This is a genomic window from Streptomyces xinghaiensis S187 (assembly GCF_000220705.2).
GTDB lineage: Bacteria > Actinomycetota > Actinomycetes > Streptomycetales > Streptomycetaceae > Streptomyces > Streptomyces xinghaiensis.
The window spans coordinates 3,506,109-3,519,390 of record NZ_CP023202.1 but is presented as its reverse complement, the minus strand read 5'-3'; the positions used below and the strand labels follow the sequence as shown (position 1 = coordinate 3,519,390).

Genomic DNA, 13,282 nt, shown 5'->3' with positions numbered 1-13,282 from the left:
CCCCATGACGAGCGTGCGTGACGAGCAACCCGTACGGCCCACCCTCCAGGACGACGTGGCCGCCGCCGCCGGTGAGGTGATCGGAGGCCCGGCCGGGCGCCGGGCACGGTACGGCACCGGCTGGTGGACTCCCGTACGGATCATCGCGCTGCTCGCCATCGGGATGTTCGCGCTCGGCATGGTCCAGAAGCTGCCGTGCTACGACGGCGGCTGGTTCCACGGCGCCGGCACCCAGTACACCCACGCCTGCTATTCCGACATCCCGCACCTGTACAACGCACGCGGCTTCGCGGCCGACCTCATCCCGTACTTCGACCGGCTGCCCGGCGACATGGAATACCTCGAATACCCCGTGCTGACCGGGGTGTTCATGGAGGTCGCCTCCTGGCTCACCCCGCACGACGGCACGATCCAGCACCGCGAGCAGATCTACTGGCTCGTCAACGCCGGGATGCTGATGATCTGCGCGGCCGTCATCGCCGTCAGCGTGGCCCGTACGCACCGCCGCCGCCCCTGGGACGCCCTGCTGGTCGCCCTCGCGCCGGCCTTCGCCCTCACCGCGACCATCAACTGGGATCTGCTGGCCGTCGCCCTGACCGCCACCGCGATGCTCATGTGGTCCCGCGGCCGCCCGCTCCCCGCCGGTGTCCTGATCGGGCTGGCCACCGCCGCCAAGCTCTACCCCGTGCTGCTTCTCGGGCCGCTGTTCCTGCTCTGCCTGCGGGCGGGGCGGATGCGGGCGTACGGTGGCGTGCTGGGCGGAGCGGTCGTGGCCTGGCTCGTGGTGAACGCGCCGGTGATGACGCTGGCCCCGGAGGGCTGGAAGAAGTTCTACACGTTCAGCCAGGAACGGCCCGTCGACTTCGGCTCGTTCTGGCTGATCATCTCCCAGCGCACGGGCGACCCGCTGGAAGGGGCCAACTCCTGGGCCACGGCCCTGACCCTGCTGTCCTTCGCGGGCATCGCCGTGCTGACGCTCCGCGCGCCCCGCCGCCCGCGCTTCGCCCAGCTGGCGTTCCTGGTCGTGGCCGTCTTCATCCTGTTCAACAAGGTCTACTCCCCGCAGTACGTGCTGTGGCTCGTACCGCTCGCCGCGCTGGCCCGGCCGCGCTGGCGGGACTTCCTGATCTGGCAGGCCTGCGAGGCCGTCTACTTCCTCGGCATCTGGATGTACCTGGCCTACACCTCCAGCGGTGACGCGCACCGGGGGCTCCCGGCCGAGGGCTACCAACTGGTCATCCTGGTGCATCTGCTGGGCACCCTCTACCTCTGCGCGGTCGTCGTCCGCGACATCCTCTTCCCCGAGCGGGACCCGGTCCGCCGGGACGGCTCCGACGACCCCTCCGGGGGCCTCCTCGACGGCGCCCCGGACGCGTTCGTCCTGCGCCGCCCCGTGCCGCGCGCGGAGCAGCCGCCGTCCTTCGGCGGACAGCGGCTGCAGTGGGGCGTGGAGGCGGGCGGGACGGTGCAGCGGGGGTGACCCCGGGCCGGGCTGAGCGGGGCTGCCGGGCTGAGCGTGGGTGACCGGGCGGGCAACGGCCTCAGCGGTCGACCATCCGGTCGAACTGGGTGGTGGTGTGCCGCAGATGGGCCACCAGTTCGTCGCCCACCTGCGGCGGTGCCACCTCGGCGGGGATGAAGAGGATCGACACCTGCATGTGCGGCGGTTCCGCGAACCAGCGCTGCTTCCCGGCCCACACGAACGGCGACAGATTGCGGTTGACGGTGGCGAGCCCGGCCCGGGCGACGCCCTTCGCGCGCGGCATGACGCCGTGCAGGGCCTTCGGGGCCTCCAACCCCACGCCGTGCGAGGTGCCGCCCGCGACGACCACCAGATGGCCGTCGGAGGTGGCCTTCTGCTGGCGGTAGCCGAAGCGGTCGCCCTTGGCGACACGGGTGACGTCCAGAACCGCGCCGCGGTACTCCGTCGCGTCGTGGTCGCCCAGCCACAGCCGGGTGCCGATCCGGGCGCGGAAGCGGGTCTGCGGGAACTGCTGCTGGAGCTGGGCCAGTTCACCGGCCGCGAGATGGCTGACGAACATGGTGTGCAGCGGCAGCCGGGCGCTGCGCAGCCGGTCCATCCACCCGAGGACCTCCTCCACCGCGTCGGAGCCGTCCGTGCGGTCGAGCGGCAGATGCAGCGCGAAGCCCTCCAGGCGGACGTCCTCGATGGCCGCGTGCAGCTTGGGCAGGTCGTCCTCCCCCACGCCGTGCCGCTTCATGCTGCTCATCAGCTCGATGACGACCCGTGCGCCGACCAGCCCGCGGACCCCCTCCACGGAGGACACGGACCGCACCGCGCGGTCCGGCAGCGGCACCGGCTCCTCGCCCAGCCGGAAGGGGGTGAGGACCAGGAGATCGCCGCTGAAGTAGTCCTTGATCCGGGCGGCCTCGTAGGTGGTGCCCACGGCCAGCATGTCGGAGCGGAAGCGGGTGACCTCCTCCGCGAGCCGCTCGTGGCCGAAGCCGTAGCCGTTGCCCTTGCAGACCGGGACCATGCCCGGGAACTGCTGGAGAACGGACTGCTGATGCGCCCGCCAGCGAGCGGTGTCGACATAGAGGGTGAGCGCCATGGCCGGTCCGGTACCTCTCTCGTGTTTTCGGTGGATGAGCTGTGAACGGCGGTCAGCGGCTGAAGCGGCGGCTGCGGTGTGCGGCGGCCCGGGCGCGGTCAGCGCCGCGACATGTAGATGTCGAGCGCCTTGTGCAGCAGCTTGTTGAGCGGGAAGTCCCACTCGCCCAGGTACTCGGCCGCCTGGCCGCCGGTGCCGACCTTGAACTGGATGAGCCCGAACAGATGGTCGTTCTCGTCGAGGGAGTCGCTGATGCCGCGCAGGTCGTAGACGCTCGCCCCGAGCGCGTAGGCGTCGCACAGCATCCGCCACTGCATGGCGTTCGAGGGCCGCACCTCGCGCTTGTGGTTGGCGGAGGCGCCGTAGGAGTACCAGACATGTCCGCCGACGATGAGCATCGTGGCGGCGGCGACGTTCTCGCCCTCGTGCCGGGCGAAGTACAGGCGCATGCGGTTGGGGTCCTCGGCGTTGAGCGCCGTCCACATGCGCTGGAAGTAGCTCAGCGGCCGCGGCCGGAAGCGGTCCCGCTCGGCCGTGGTCTCGTACAGCCGCTGCCACTCGGCGAGGTCGTCGTAACCGCCCTGGACGACCTCCACGCCCGCCTTCTCGGCCTTCTTGATGTTGCGCCGCCAGAGCTGGTTGAAGGACTTGTGGACGTCCTCCAGGGAGCGGTTCTCCAGCGGCACCTGGAAGACGTAGCGCGGCTGGACGTCGCCGAAGCCGGCGCCGCCGTCCTCCCCCTGCTGCCAGCCCATCCGGCGCAGCCGGTCGGCCACCTCGAAGGCGCGCGGTTCGATGAACGTGGCCTCGACGTCCCGGAGCCGCTTGACGTCCGGGTTCTGGATACCGGCCTTGATCGCGGGAGCGTCCCAGCGGCGGATGACGACGGGCGGGCCCATCTTGACGGAGAAGGCGCCCGCCTGCTTGAGGTGGGCCAGCATCGGCTGCAGCCAGTCCTCGAGGTTGGGCGCGAACCAGTTGATGACCGGGCCCTCGGGGAGATACGCCAGATACCGCTTGACCTTGGGGAGCTGCCGGTAGAGGACCAGCCCGGCGCCGACGAGGCGGCCGGACCCGTCGAACCAGCCGAGATTCTCCGAGCGCCACTCCGTCTTCACGTCCGCCCACGCCGGAACCTGGCAGTGGCTGGCCGAGGGCAGGCTCTGGATGTACGCCAGATGCTGCTCACGGCTGATGGTCCTCAGGGTCAGGCTCATGCGGGGTGCTCCTCGGCAGGTTCGTCCCCAGGGGGTTGGGGCTCCGGCTCTCGCCGCGAAGCCTACTGCGCCGGGGCGGGCCCCGTTCGGGCGTACGGCCCCGAGGGGCCGCGCCGGGAGCGGCCCCGGGCCGGCCCGCACCTGCCGGGGAGCGCGGGCTAACCGATCAGGCCGCCGAAGAGACCGCCGTTCGCCATGCCGAGGAAGAAGCCGAGCCCCGCCGCTCCCAGACCGATGATCAGCGCAAAGCGCTCGGCGGTCGTCGCGGAGATCATCTGGCCCCAGGCCCCGCTGAGGATGCCGAGCAGGCCGGTCCAGGAGCTGACCAGGTGCAGGTCGTCGAATTGCGCGGTGATGAAGGCCACCACACCGAGGACCACGGTGGCGGCGACGAAGCTGTTCTCGACGGGGTGGGCCCTGCCGTCGCTGTTGAAGACGGAACTGACGGCGGAGAGGGGGTTGCGGTGATGACGTACTGGCTGCGCCATGAGACACCTCCTGGCGGAAAGCGGCGAACTGTAGCGCCGGTCACACCCGATGTACCCAGATTGCGGGGCCCTGCCACGGGATTTCAACCGGAAGCGGACTTGCGGGTAGGCTGAACGGTCTGCACCGGTGTCCACATGCCCGGCCCTCATCCCCGGCTCCTCCCGGATTCCCGCGGTTGTCAGTGCCGGCCGGTACCGTTGCGCACGCATCACGACCCTCCTGCCACGGAAAGACCGTGGCCGCTGAGTCCAGAGGAGGTGGGTTCCACATGCGTCACTACGAGGTGATGGTCATCCTCGACCCCGATCTCGAGGAGCGCGCAGTCGCGCCGCTGATCGAGAACTTCCTTTCCGTCGTCCGTGAGGGCAACGGCAAGGTCGAGAAGGTCGACACCTGGGGCCGTCGTCGTCTCTCGTACGAGATCAACAAGAAGCCCGAGGGCATCTACTCGGTCATCGACCTCCGGGCCGAGCCCGCGGTCGTCAAGGAGCTCGACCGTCAGATGAACCTGAACGAGTCGGTCCTCCGGACCAAGGTCCTCCGTCCCGAGACCCACTGAGCGCCTGCGCTCCGGCGCACGTTCAGCGGTGATGCCCGGGGCTGAACCGGGCAGCGCCGAGTAGTCCGGTCCACCAGCAATCCGCAGCCAGCAGAACCCGCCGAGAGGTACCCCTATGGCAGGCGAGACCGTCATCACGGTCGTCGGCAATCTCGTCGACGACCCCGAGCTGCGTTTCACCCCGTCCGGTGCGGCGGTCGCGAAGTTCCGTGTCGCGTCCACCCCCCGCACCTTCGACCGCCAGACGAACGAGTGGAAGGACGGCGAGAGCCTCTTCCTCACCTGCTCGGTCTGGCGGCAGGCGGCGGAAAACGTCGCCGAGTCGCTCCAGCGCGGCACGCGCGTCATCGTGCAGGGCCGTCTGAAGCAGCGGTCCTACGAGGACCGCGAGGGCGTCAAGCGCACGGTCTACGAGCTGGACGTCGACGAGGTCGGCGCCAGCCTGCGCAACGCCACGGCCAAGGTCACCAAGACCACCGGCCGCGGCGGACAGGGCGGCTACGGCGGTGGCCAGGGCGGTGGCGGCCAGGGTGGCGGCGGCTGGGGCGGCGGCCCCGGCGGCGGCCAGCAGGGCGGCGGCGGTGCTCCCGCCGACGACCCCTGGTCGACCGGCGCACCGGCCGGCGGCGGACAGCAGGCCGGCGGCGGTGGCTGGGGCGGTGGCTCCGGCTCCGGTTCCGGCGGCGGCTACTCGGACGAGCCGCCCTTCTAGGCCGCGAGGCCCCGACCGGGCGGTCAGCGAAACTTTTTGATCACACTGGAGAGAGACAATGGCGAAGCCGCCTCCGCGCAAGCCGAAGAAGAAGGTCTGCGCGTTCTGCAAGGACAAGACCGCGTACGTGGACTACAAGGACACGAACATGCTGCGGAAGTTCATTTCCGACCGCGGCAAGATCCGTGCCCGCCGCGTCACCGGCAACTGCACCCAGCACCAGCGCGACGTCGCCACGGCTGTGAAGAACAGCCGTGAGATGGCGCTGCTGCCCTACACCTCGTCCGCGCGATAAGGGAAGGGTGACCGGACCATGAAGATCATCCTCACCCACGAGGTCTCCGGCCTCGGTGCCGCGGGCGACGTCGTGGACGTCAAGGACGGCTACGCTCGCAACTACCTGATCCCGCGCGGTTTCGCGATGCGCTGGACCAAGGGCGGCGAGAAGGACGTCGAGCAGATCCGCCGCGGCCGCAAGATCCGCGAGATCGCCACGATCGAGCAGGCGAACTCCGTCAAGGCCCAGCTGGAGTCCGTGAAGGTGCGCCTGGCCACCCGCTCGGGTGACTCCGGCCGCCTCTTCGGCTCCGTCACCCCGGCCGACATCGCCTCGGCGATCAAGCAGGCCGGCGGTCCGGACGTGGACAAGCGCCGCATCGAGCTCGGCGCGCCGATCAAGACCCTGGGCGCGCACCAGGTGTCCGTGCGTCTGCACGCCGAGGTCGCCGCCAAGGTGGGCGTCGAGGTCGTCGCCGCCTGATCGCGGCGCTCGGCGGAGCGTGTACGGGGCCGTATCCCCTCGCGGAGGGGATACGGCCCCGTGGCATGTCCGGGGCCGTGTGGCTTCCGAAGGCTCCCGGTGGCTTCCCGGGGGTCCGGGCGGGCGCGGTGTGCCACGCGGCGCCCGACGGGACGGCCGTCCCGGGCCCCGGGCCGCTGTCTCCGTGCCGCACAGCCCTCCCGGGCGTGGGTGACCGGCCCCGGGGCGGCTCCGGGCCCCCGCGGGGCTCTCAGCCCCGTACGGCCCCGGTGACCAGCCAGCGGCCCGAGGCGGCGCGCAGGCCCAGGGTGACCAGCCGCACGGCCATCATCAGCCCCATCACCCACCACAGCGCGGTCAGGCCGCCGCCCAGCGCCGGCACGGCCAGGGCGAGCGGGGCGAAGACGGCGAGGGTCGCGAGCATCGCCCAGGCCAGATACGGCCCGTCGCCGGCGCCCATCAGCACCCCGTCCAGTACGAAGACGACCCCGGACACCGGCTGGACGAGCGCCACCACCAGCAGCGCGGGCAGCAGCAGGTCGTGGACGGCCTCGTCCGCGGTGAACAGGGGCAGCAGCAGGGGCCGGGCCAGGACGAGGAGCAGGCCCAGGACGACCCCGGACGCGACGCCCCACTGCACCATGCGACGGCACGCGGCCCGGGCGCCCGCGGTGTCCCCCGCGCCGAGATAACGCCCGGTGATGGCCTGCCCGGCGATGGCGATGGCGTCCAGCGCGAAGGCCAGCAGCGACCAGAGGGTCAGCACGATCTGGTGGGCGGCCACCTCCGCGTCCCCGAGGCGGGCCGCCACCGCGGTGGCGATCACGAGGATGGCGCGCAGCGAGAGCGTGCGGACCAGCAGTGGGGCGCCCGCCCGCGCGCAGGCGCGGATTCCCGCCGCGTCCGGCCGCAGCGAGGCGCCGTGCCGCCGGGCGCCCCGGACGACCACGGTGAGATAGGCGGCGGCCATACCGCACTGGGCGATGACGGTGCCCCAGGCGGAGCCGGCGATGCCGAGCCCGGCGCCGTACACCAGCAGGGCGTTGAGGGCCGCGTTCGCGGTGAATCCGCCGACGGCGATGTGGAGCGGGGTGCGGGTGTTCTGCAGCCCGCGCAGGACGCCCGTGGCGGCCAGGACCACCAGCATCGCCGGGATGCCGAGCGCGCTGACGCGCAGATAGGTGACCGCGTACGGGGCCGAGGTGTCGGAGGCGCCGAGGAGGCCGATGAGCCAGGGGGCGGCGGGGAGCGCGACGGCGACGGCGGCGGCGCCGAGGAGCAGGGCGAGCCAGATGCCGTCCATGCCCTGCCGGATCGCGGCGGGGAGGTCGCCGGCTCCGACGCGGCGGGCCACGGCGGCGGTGGTGGCGTAGGCGAGGAAGACGAAGACATTGACGGCGGTCATCAGGAGCGCGGCGGCGATGCCGAGACCGGCCAGTTGGGGAGTGCCGAGGTGGCCGATGATGGCGCTGTCGGCCATGACGAAGAGGGGCTCCGCGACCAGGGCGCCGAAGGCGGGGACGGCGAGTGAGACGATCTCGCGGTCGTGGCGGCGGCCGGGCCGGGGCGGCGCGGGGGCCTGGGACATAGGCCGACGGCTCCAATCTTCCACAGGTAAGGGACGGAGTTTATCCCCAGCCCTTACCGACTCGGTATCCCGGCGGTCCGCCGGGGCCTCTTTCCCGTGATCTCGGCCGGGTTGCGGATTTTTTTCTCCTGCACAGCCGGTGGATGACGAAACAGCAGGTCAGGACGGTATCAATGGTGTGATTGGCGTACTGTCCACAGGGCTGTCCCCTGGCTCGTGCACAGGTTGGGGCGAGTTCTCCACAGGATGCGATCCGTCGTCCACACACCCTGTGGATAACTTTCTTGGTCCTCCGCTCCACCGGCCCTACGGTGGTCCGGCCACCGCACTGAACTCGACGCGCCGCCACGGCAGTCGAGCATCCCATTTGTCAGAGCCGTGCCGTAAGAAAGAGTCGCACGGCGAGGGGGTCTGCCGGGCGGTGAACAGTCCGCGTCGCGGACGGGAGGAGGTGCCGGAATGACCCAGCCGGACATGGAAGACACCTGGGCACCGGACGTCCGCCCGGGCGAGCGGCTGCCCGCGTCGCGCCCCGCCCACCGGGGCGAGCGCGCCCGCACCGACCAGCACGACCGCGGCCGCGAGGACCCGTGGTCCGGCCCGGGCGGAGGTTCCGGCTTCGAGCGGGTGCCGCCCCAGGACCTGGACGCCGAGCAGTCCGTCCTCGGCGGCATGATGCTCTCGAAGGACGCCATCGCCGATGTGGTGGAGGTCCTCAAGGGCAGCGACTTCTACCGCCCCGCGCACGAGACGGTCTACCAGGCCGTCCTCGACCTCTACGCCAAGGGCGAGCCGGCCGACCCGATCACCGTCGCCGCCGAGCTGACCCGGCGCGGTGAGATCACCCGCGTCGGCGGCGCCTCGTACCTCCACACCCTCGTCCAGTCGGTTCCCACGGCCGCCAACGCCGAGTACTACGCCGAGATCGTCCACGAGCGCGCGGTGCTCCGCAGGCTCGTCGAGGCGGGCACCCGCATCACGCAGATGGGATACGCCGCCGACGGCGACGTCGACGAGATCGTCAACAACGCCCAGGCGGAGATCTACGCCGTCACCGAGCAGCGCACCAGTGAGGACTACCTCCCCCTCGGCGACATCATGGAGGGCGCGCTCGACGAGATCGAGGCGATCGGCTCCCGCAGCGGCCAGATGTCCGGGGTGCCGACCGGCTTCACCGACCTCGACTCGCTCACCAACGGGCTCCACCCGGGCCAGATGATCGTCATCGCCGCCCGCCCCGCGATGGGCAAGTCCACCCTCGCCCTGGACTTCGCCCGGGCCTGCTCGATCAAGAACAACATGCCGAGCGTCATCTTCTCCCTGGAGATGGGCCGGAACGAGATCGCGATGCGCCTGCTGTCCGCGGAGGCCCGGGTCGCCCTGCACCACATGCGCTCGGGCAGCATGACGGACGAGGACTGGACCCGCCTCGCCCGCCGGATGCCGGACGTCTCCCAGGCCCCCCTCTACATCGACGACTCCCCGAATCTCTCGATGATGGAGATCCGGGCCAAGTGCCGCCGGCTGAAGCAGCGGAACGACCTCCAGCTCGTCGTGATCGACTATCTCCAGCTGATGCAGTCCGGCGGATCCCGGCGGCCCGAGAGCCGCCAGCAGGAGGTCTCGGACATGTCCCGGAACCTGAAGCTGCTCGCCAAGGAGCTGGAGGTCCCGGTCATCGCGCTGTCGCAGCTGAACCGCGGACCCGAGCAGCGGACCGACAAGAAGCCGATGGTCTCCGACCTCCGCGAGTCCGGCTCCATCGAGCAGGACGCCGACATGGTGATCCTGCTCCACCGTGAGGACGCCTACGAGAAGGAGTCCCCCCGGGCCGGTGAGGCGGACCTGATCGTGGCCAAGCACCGCAACGGCCCGACGGCCACCATCACGGTCGCCTTCCAGGGCCACTACTCCCGCTTCGTCGACATGGCACAGACCTGATCCGGCCTGCTTGAGTTGGCCCATGACTGCCTCCTTCGAAGCTCTTCTGCCCGAGACGGCCCGTGCGCTGTACCACCGGATCGCCGTGGCCCAGACCGAGGGCCGGACGCCGTCCCTGGTGGCGGCCGTGGTGCGCGGCGGCCGGACCGTCTGGAGCGCAGGGCGCGGTACGGCCGCGGACGGGACACCCGGGGACGGAACGCAGTACCGCGTCGGGTCGATCACCAAGGTCTTCACCGCGGTGCTGGTGCTCCGGCTGCGGGACGAGGGCCTGATCGGGCTCGACGACCCGCTGGAGAGGCATCTGCCGGACACCGGCGTGGGTGAGGTGACCATCGCCCAGCTGCTCTCCCATGGCGCGGGTCTGGCCGCCGAGGCGCCCGGACCGTGGTGGGAGCGGAGTCCGGGGGAACTGCGGCCCGGCCTCGCGGATGTGCTGGGGGACCGCCCGGTGGTGCATCCGGCGGGCCGGGTGCACCACTACTCCAACCCCGGCTACACCCTGCTCGGCGCCCTTGTGGAGAAGCTGCGCGGGGAGCCGTGGGAGGAGACGCTCCTCCGGGAGGTGCTGGAACCGCTGGGGATGACGCGCACCGGCGTGCGGCCCCGCTCTCCCTACGCCAAGGGCTGGGCGGTGCATCCGTGGGCGGACGTCATGCTGCCCGAGCCGGCCGAGGACCTCGGGATCATGGCCCCCGCCGGGCAGCTGTGGTCCACCACCGCGGATCTGGGCCGCTTCGCCGCCTTTCTGATGCGTGGCGACGAACGGGTGCTCGGCCCGGAGACGGTGGCCGAGATGCGCCGTCCCGCCGCCGTGCCCGCACCCGGTGGCTGGGACGCCGGATATGGCCTCGGCCTGCAGCTGTTCCGCCGGAACGGACGGGCGTTCTCCGGACACACGGGGTCGCTGCCGGGTTATCTGGCGACCCTGTGGATCAGCGCCGAGGAGGACGTCGCCGGACTGGTGATGGCCAACGTCACCTCCGGCCCCGCGGTCGGTCAGGTGTCGGCAGATCTGGTGGAGATCGTGGCGCAGCGCGAGCCGCGGATCCCGGAGCCCTGGCGGCCGCTGTCCGAGGCCGATCCGGCGCTGCTGGAACTGGCCGGCCCCTGGTACTGGGGCCCGACGCCCTTCGCGCTGCGGCTGCTCCCCGACAGCGGGCTGGAGCTCACCGCACTCGCCGGCGCGGGCCGCACCTCTCGCTTCCGTGCCGCCCAGGACGGTACCTGGACCGGACTGGACGGTTACTACCTCGGTGAAACGCTCCGGGCCGTCCGCCGCCCGGACGGTTCTCTCAGCCACCTGGACCTGGGCAGCTTCGTCTTCACACGGGAGCCGTACGACCCTTCGGCGCCGGTACCGGGCGGAGTGGACCGGGAGGGCTGGCGGCCAACCGAAGCCCACCCGCCGCGGTGAGGCCCGGGCGTGCGGTGCGGACGGACCGGGGACGGGGCTCGTGATCCGGAGTCCGGAAGCGGGGGTGGGCCCGGTCTGTTTCACGTGAAACAGGCAGTTTCACGTGAAACAGACCGGGGTGGGAGGCCTCAGCCCAGGTCCGGCGCGTGGAGGGCCCGCACGCCCTCGATGTTGCCGTCCAGATAGTGCCGCAGCGACAGCGGTACGACCTCCACGGACGCCAGCCCGACGCGGGTGAACGGAATCCGCACGATCTCGTACTCCCCGCTGGGCTCCTCGATCTCGGGGCCGTGCCGCCGGGACGGGTCCATCGACTCCAGCCGGCAGAGGAAGAAGTGCTGCACCTTCACCCCGGCCGCCCCGTCCTCCGTGGCGTGCTCCACGGTGTCGACAAAGGCCGGGACCACATCGGTCACCTTCGCCCCCAGCTCCTCGTCCACCTCCCGGTGCAGAGCGTCGACGACGGTGGCGTCCTCCTGCTCCACTCCGCCGCCGGGCGTAATCCAGTACGGGGGGCGGCCCGGTTTCGTCCGCTTGATCAGAATCATGTGGTCGCCGTCGAGCAGGATGGCGCGGGCGGTGCGCTTGACCACCAACCGTTCGGTCATGGGGTTGATGTGGCCCAGGGCGGCCCGATCGAAACACCCGCGCCCGAGATGCGCTGTCGGCGCGCACCGCGAGGAGGCGGGCGCCTGGCGGGCACAGGCGTCGTTCAGGTTTGTGCCGTCAGGGTGATTGGACAATGACTGACTGTCAACTAGCCTTGTGGAAGCGGTTTCTCGCGCGCGGAACCGAGGACGGCTCGAACCATGAGGGGGGAGGTTCGAGCCGTCCGGCTGTCGCGGTCCATCAGCCCTGCGCCACCGGACCGGCCGCCTCGTCCAGGGCCCGCAGCACGTCGGTGAGCAGATCGTCCGTGTCCTCGACACCGACCGAGAAGCGGATGAAGCCCTCCGGCACGGCGTCCCCGCCCCACCTCCCGCGCCGCTCGGCCGTGGACCGGACGCCGCCGAAGCTCGTGGCCTCGTCGACCAGCCGCAGGGCGGCCAGAAAGCGTTCCGCGTGCGCCCGGCCGGGCAGGGTGAAGGAAACGACGCAGCCGAAGCGCCCCGCGCGCATCTGTGCCGCGGCGACCGGGTGCGCGGGGTCGTCCGGCAGCCCGGGGTGGCGCAGCCCGGTCACCTCGGGACGTTCGCGCAGCGCCTCGGCCAGCGCCATGGCGGTCACCGCCTGCCGGTCGACCCGCAGCTGGAGCGTGGCCAGCGAGCGGTGCGCGAGCCAGGCCTCCATGGGGCCGGTGACGGCGCCCGCGGTCTTGCGCCACTTCCGCACCGTCGCGGCCCGCTCCGGATCGCGGCAGCAGACATAGCCCAGCAGCACATCGCCGTGCCCGGTCAGCGCCTTGGTGCCGCTGGCCACCGAGAAATCGGCGCCCAGGTCGAGCGGGCGCTGGCCGAGCGGCGTGGCCAGGGTGTTGTCGACGGCGACGAGCGCGCCCGCTGTATGAGCCGCCCCCGCCAGCCGGCGGATGTCGCAGACGTCGAGGCCCGGATTGGACGGGGTCTCGATCCACAACAGCTTCGCGCCGTCGAGCACCCCGAGCTGTGCGTCCCCCGCCGTCGGCGCGGTGCGCACTTCGACGCCATAGGCCTCCAGCCTCTCCCGCACCAGCGGCAGCGCCTGGTAGCCGTCGCTGGGCAGCACCACGGCGTCCCCGGAGCGCACCTGGGAGAGCAGCACGGCCGAGACGGCGCCCATCCCGGACGGGAAGACGACGGTCTCGGCCGCGGTGCCCGGGGATTCCAGCTCCCCGATGGCCGCCTCGAGCCGGGTCCAGGTCGGGTTCTCGTCGCGGCCGTAGGTATAGGGACCGACCGGTTCGCCCGGCAGGTGATAGTGGGCGGCGAACACCGGCCCGGGCAGCGAAGGTTCGTACGCCACCGGCTCGGGCAGCCCGGCCCGGACGGCCCGTGTTCCGTCTCCGGTCATCTCGCTCATCCGTCCATCATCGGTCAGTCCCGTCCGG

13 protein-coding genes are annotated in these 13,282 nt (G+C 71.4%); 7 read left to right on the top strand and 6 right to left on the bottom strand.

Features of this window, described 5'->3' with window-relative positions; genetic code table 11:
• Positions 1–4: 4 nt before the first annotated feature.
• Positions 5–1,480: a glycosyltransferase family 87 protein gene (locus tag SXIN_RS15090; protein ID WP_019707393.1), complete on the top strand. Its 1,476-nt coding sequence runs from the start codon at positions 5–7 to the stop codon at positions 1,478–1,480.
• Positions 1,481–1,541: 61 nt separating this feature from the next.
• Here the strand turns inward: SXIN_RS15090 and SXIN_RS15085 are convergent, their stop codons facing one another.
• The 3 genes from SXIN_RS15085 to SXIN_RS15075 form a co-directional block, all read right to left on the bottom strand.
• The gene (locus SXIN_RS15085; protein ID WP_019707394.1) at positions 1,542–2,573 is read right to left on the bottom strand and encodes an alanine racemase; all 1,032 of its coding nucleotides are present in this window, start codon (positions 2,571–2,573) and stop codon (positions 1,542–1,544) included.
• A gap of 98 nt (positions 2,574–2,671) precedes the next feature.
• Entirely contained in the window at positions 2,672–3,790 is a 1,119-nt protein-coding gene (locus SXIN_RS15080) for a lipid II:glycine glycyltransferase FemX (RefSeq protein WP_019707395.1), read from the bottom strand.
• Between the two features lie 158 nt (positions 3,791–3,948).
• Positions 3,949–4,278: a hypothetical protein gene (locus SXIN_RS15075; protein WP_019707396.1), complete on the bottom strand. Its 330-nt coding sequence runs from the start codon at positions 4,276–4,278 to the stop codon at positions 3,949–3,951.
• A gap of 269 nt (positions 4,279–4,547) precedes the next feature.
• Between SXIN_RS15075 and rpsF the strand changes: the two genes are divergently transcribed.
• The 4 genes from rpsF to rplI all read left to right on the top strand — a co-directional run bounded on the left by rpsF (position 4,548) and on the right by rplI (position 6,310).
• Positions 4,548–4,838 carry a 30S ribosomal protein S6 gene (gene rpsF / locus SXIN_RS15070; protein WP_019707397.1) on the top strand — a complete coding sequence of 97 codons (291 nt, stop codon included), beginning with the start codon at positions 4,548–4,550 and terminating at the stop codon, positions 4,836–4,838.
• 115 nt (positions 4,839–4,953) lie between these two features.
• On the top strand, positions 4,954–5,550 hold the full coding sequence (locus SXIN_RS15065; protein WP_095757098.1) for a single-stranded DNA-binding protein: 597 nt from the start codon (positions 4,954–4,956) through the stop codon (positions 5,548–5,550).
• A 58-nt stretch (positions 5,551–5,608) separates the two neighbouring features.
• The gene (gene rpsR / locus SXIN_RS15060; RefSeq protein WP_004950692.1) at positions 5,609–5,845 is read left to right on the top strand and encodes a 30S ribosomal protein S18; all 237 of its coding nucleotides are present in this window, start codon (positions 5,609–5,611) and stop codon (positions 5,843–5,845) included.
• 18 nt (positions 5,846–5,863) lie between these two features.
• Positions 5,864–6,310 (top strand): 50S ribosomal protein L9, encoded by a 447-nt coding sequence (rplI, locus tag SXIN_RS15055; RefSeq protein ID WP_019707399.1) that lies wholly within the window; start codon positions 5,864–5,866, stop codon positions 6,308–6,310.
• A gap of 250 nt (positions 6,311–6,560) precedes the next feature.
• On the opposite strand, the gene SXIN_RS15050 is transcribed toward rplI, so the two are convergent.
• Positions 6,561–7,898, bottom strand: coding sequence for an MATE family efflux transporter (locus SXIN_RS15050; RefSeq protein WP_019707400.1), 1,338 nt, complete (start codon positions 7,896–7,898; stop codon positions 6,561–6,563).
• Positions 7,899–8,372: 474 nt separating this feature from the next.
• On the opposite strand from SXIN_RS15050, the gene dnaB reads away from it, so the two are divergent.
• Positions 8,373–9,839 (top strand): replicative DNA helicase, encoded by a 1,467-nt coding sequence (dnaB, locus tag SXIN_RS15045; protein WP_039820362.1) that lies wholly within the window; start codon positions 8,373–8,375, stop codon positions 9,837–9,839.
• Between the two features lie 22 nt (positions 9,840–9,861).
• The gene (locus tag SXIN_RS15040; protein WP_019707402.1) at positions 9,862–11,256 is read left to right on the top strand and encodes a serine hydrolase domain-containing protein; all 1,395 of its coding nucleotides are present in this window, start codon (positions 9,862–9,864) and stop codon (positions 11,254–11,256) included.
• Between the two features lie 128 nt (positions 11,257–11,384).
• On the opposite strand, the gene SXIN_RS15035 is transcribed toward SXIN_RS15040, so the two are convergent.
• Together SXIN_RS15035 and SXIN_RS15030 are read right to left on the bottom strand one after the other, a co-directional pair.
• On the bottom strand, positions 11,385–11,864 hold the full coding sequence (locus SXIN_RS15035) for an NUDIX domain-containing protein (protein WP_019707403.1): 480 nt from the start codon (positions 11,862–11,864) through the stop codon (positions 11,385–11,387).
• Positions 11,865–12,105: 241 nt separating this feature from the next.
• Positions 12,106–13,245 (bottom strand): cystathionine gamma-lyase, encoded by a 1,140-nt coding sequence (locus tag SXIN_RS15030; protein WP_039820363.1) that lies wholly within the window; start codon positions 13,243–13,245, stop codon positions 12,106–12,108.
• Positions 13,246–13,282 lie beyond the last annotated feature (37 nt).

Coding starts and splice junctions, on each gene's coding strand:
- SXIN_RS15090 (WP_019707393.1), top strand. CDS start 5: ATGACGAGCGTGCGTGACGAGCAACCCGTACGGCCCACCCTCCAGGAC.
- SXIN_RS15085 (WP_019707394.1), bottom strand. CDS start 2,573: ATGGCGCTCACCCTCTATGTCGACACCGCTCGCTGGCGGGCGCATCAG.
- SXIN_RS15080 (WP_019707395.1), bottom strand. CDS start 3,790: ATGAGCCTGACCCTGAGGACCATCAGCCGTGAGCAGCATCTGGCGTAC.
- SXIN_RS15075 (WP_019707396.1), bottom strand. CDS start 4,278: ATGGCGCAGCCAGTACGTCATCACCGCAACCCCCTCTCCGCCGTCAGT.
- rpsF (WP_019707397.1), top strand. CDS start 4,548: ATGCGTCACTACGAGGTGATGGTCATCCTCGACCCCGATCTCGAGGAG.
- SXIN_RS15065 (WP_095757098.1), top strand. CDS start 4,954: ATGGCAGGCGAGACCGTCATCACGGTCGTCGGCAATCTCGTCGACGAC.
- rpsR (WP_004950692.1), top strand. CDS start 5,609: ATGGCGAAGCCGCCTCCGCGCAAGCCGAAGAAGAAGGTCTGCGCGTTC.
- rplI (WP_019707399.1), top strand. CDS start 5,864: ATGAAGATCATCCTCACCCACGAGGTCTCCGGCCTCGGTGCCGCGGGC.
- SXIN_RS15050 (WP_019707400.1), bottom strand. CDS start 7,898: ATGTCCCAGGCCCCCGCGCCGCCCCGGCCCGGCCGCCGCCACGACCGC.
- dnaB (WP_039820362.1), top strand. CDS start 8,373: ATGGAAGACACCTGGGCACCGGACGTCCGCCCGGGCGAGCGGCTGCCC.
- SXIN_RS15040 (WP_019707402.1), top strand. CDS start 9,862: ATGACTGCCTCCTTCGAAGCTCTTCTGCCCGAGACGGCCCGTGCGCTG.
- SXIN_RS15035 (WP_019707403.1), bottom strand. CDS start 11,864: ATGACCGAACGGTTGGTGGTCAAGCGCACCGCCCGCGCCATCCTGCTC.
- SXIN_RS15030 (WP_039820363.1), bottom strand. CDS start 13,245: ATGACCGGAGACGGAACACGGGCCGTCCGGGCCGGGCTGCCCGAGCCG.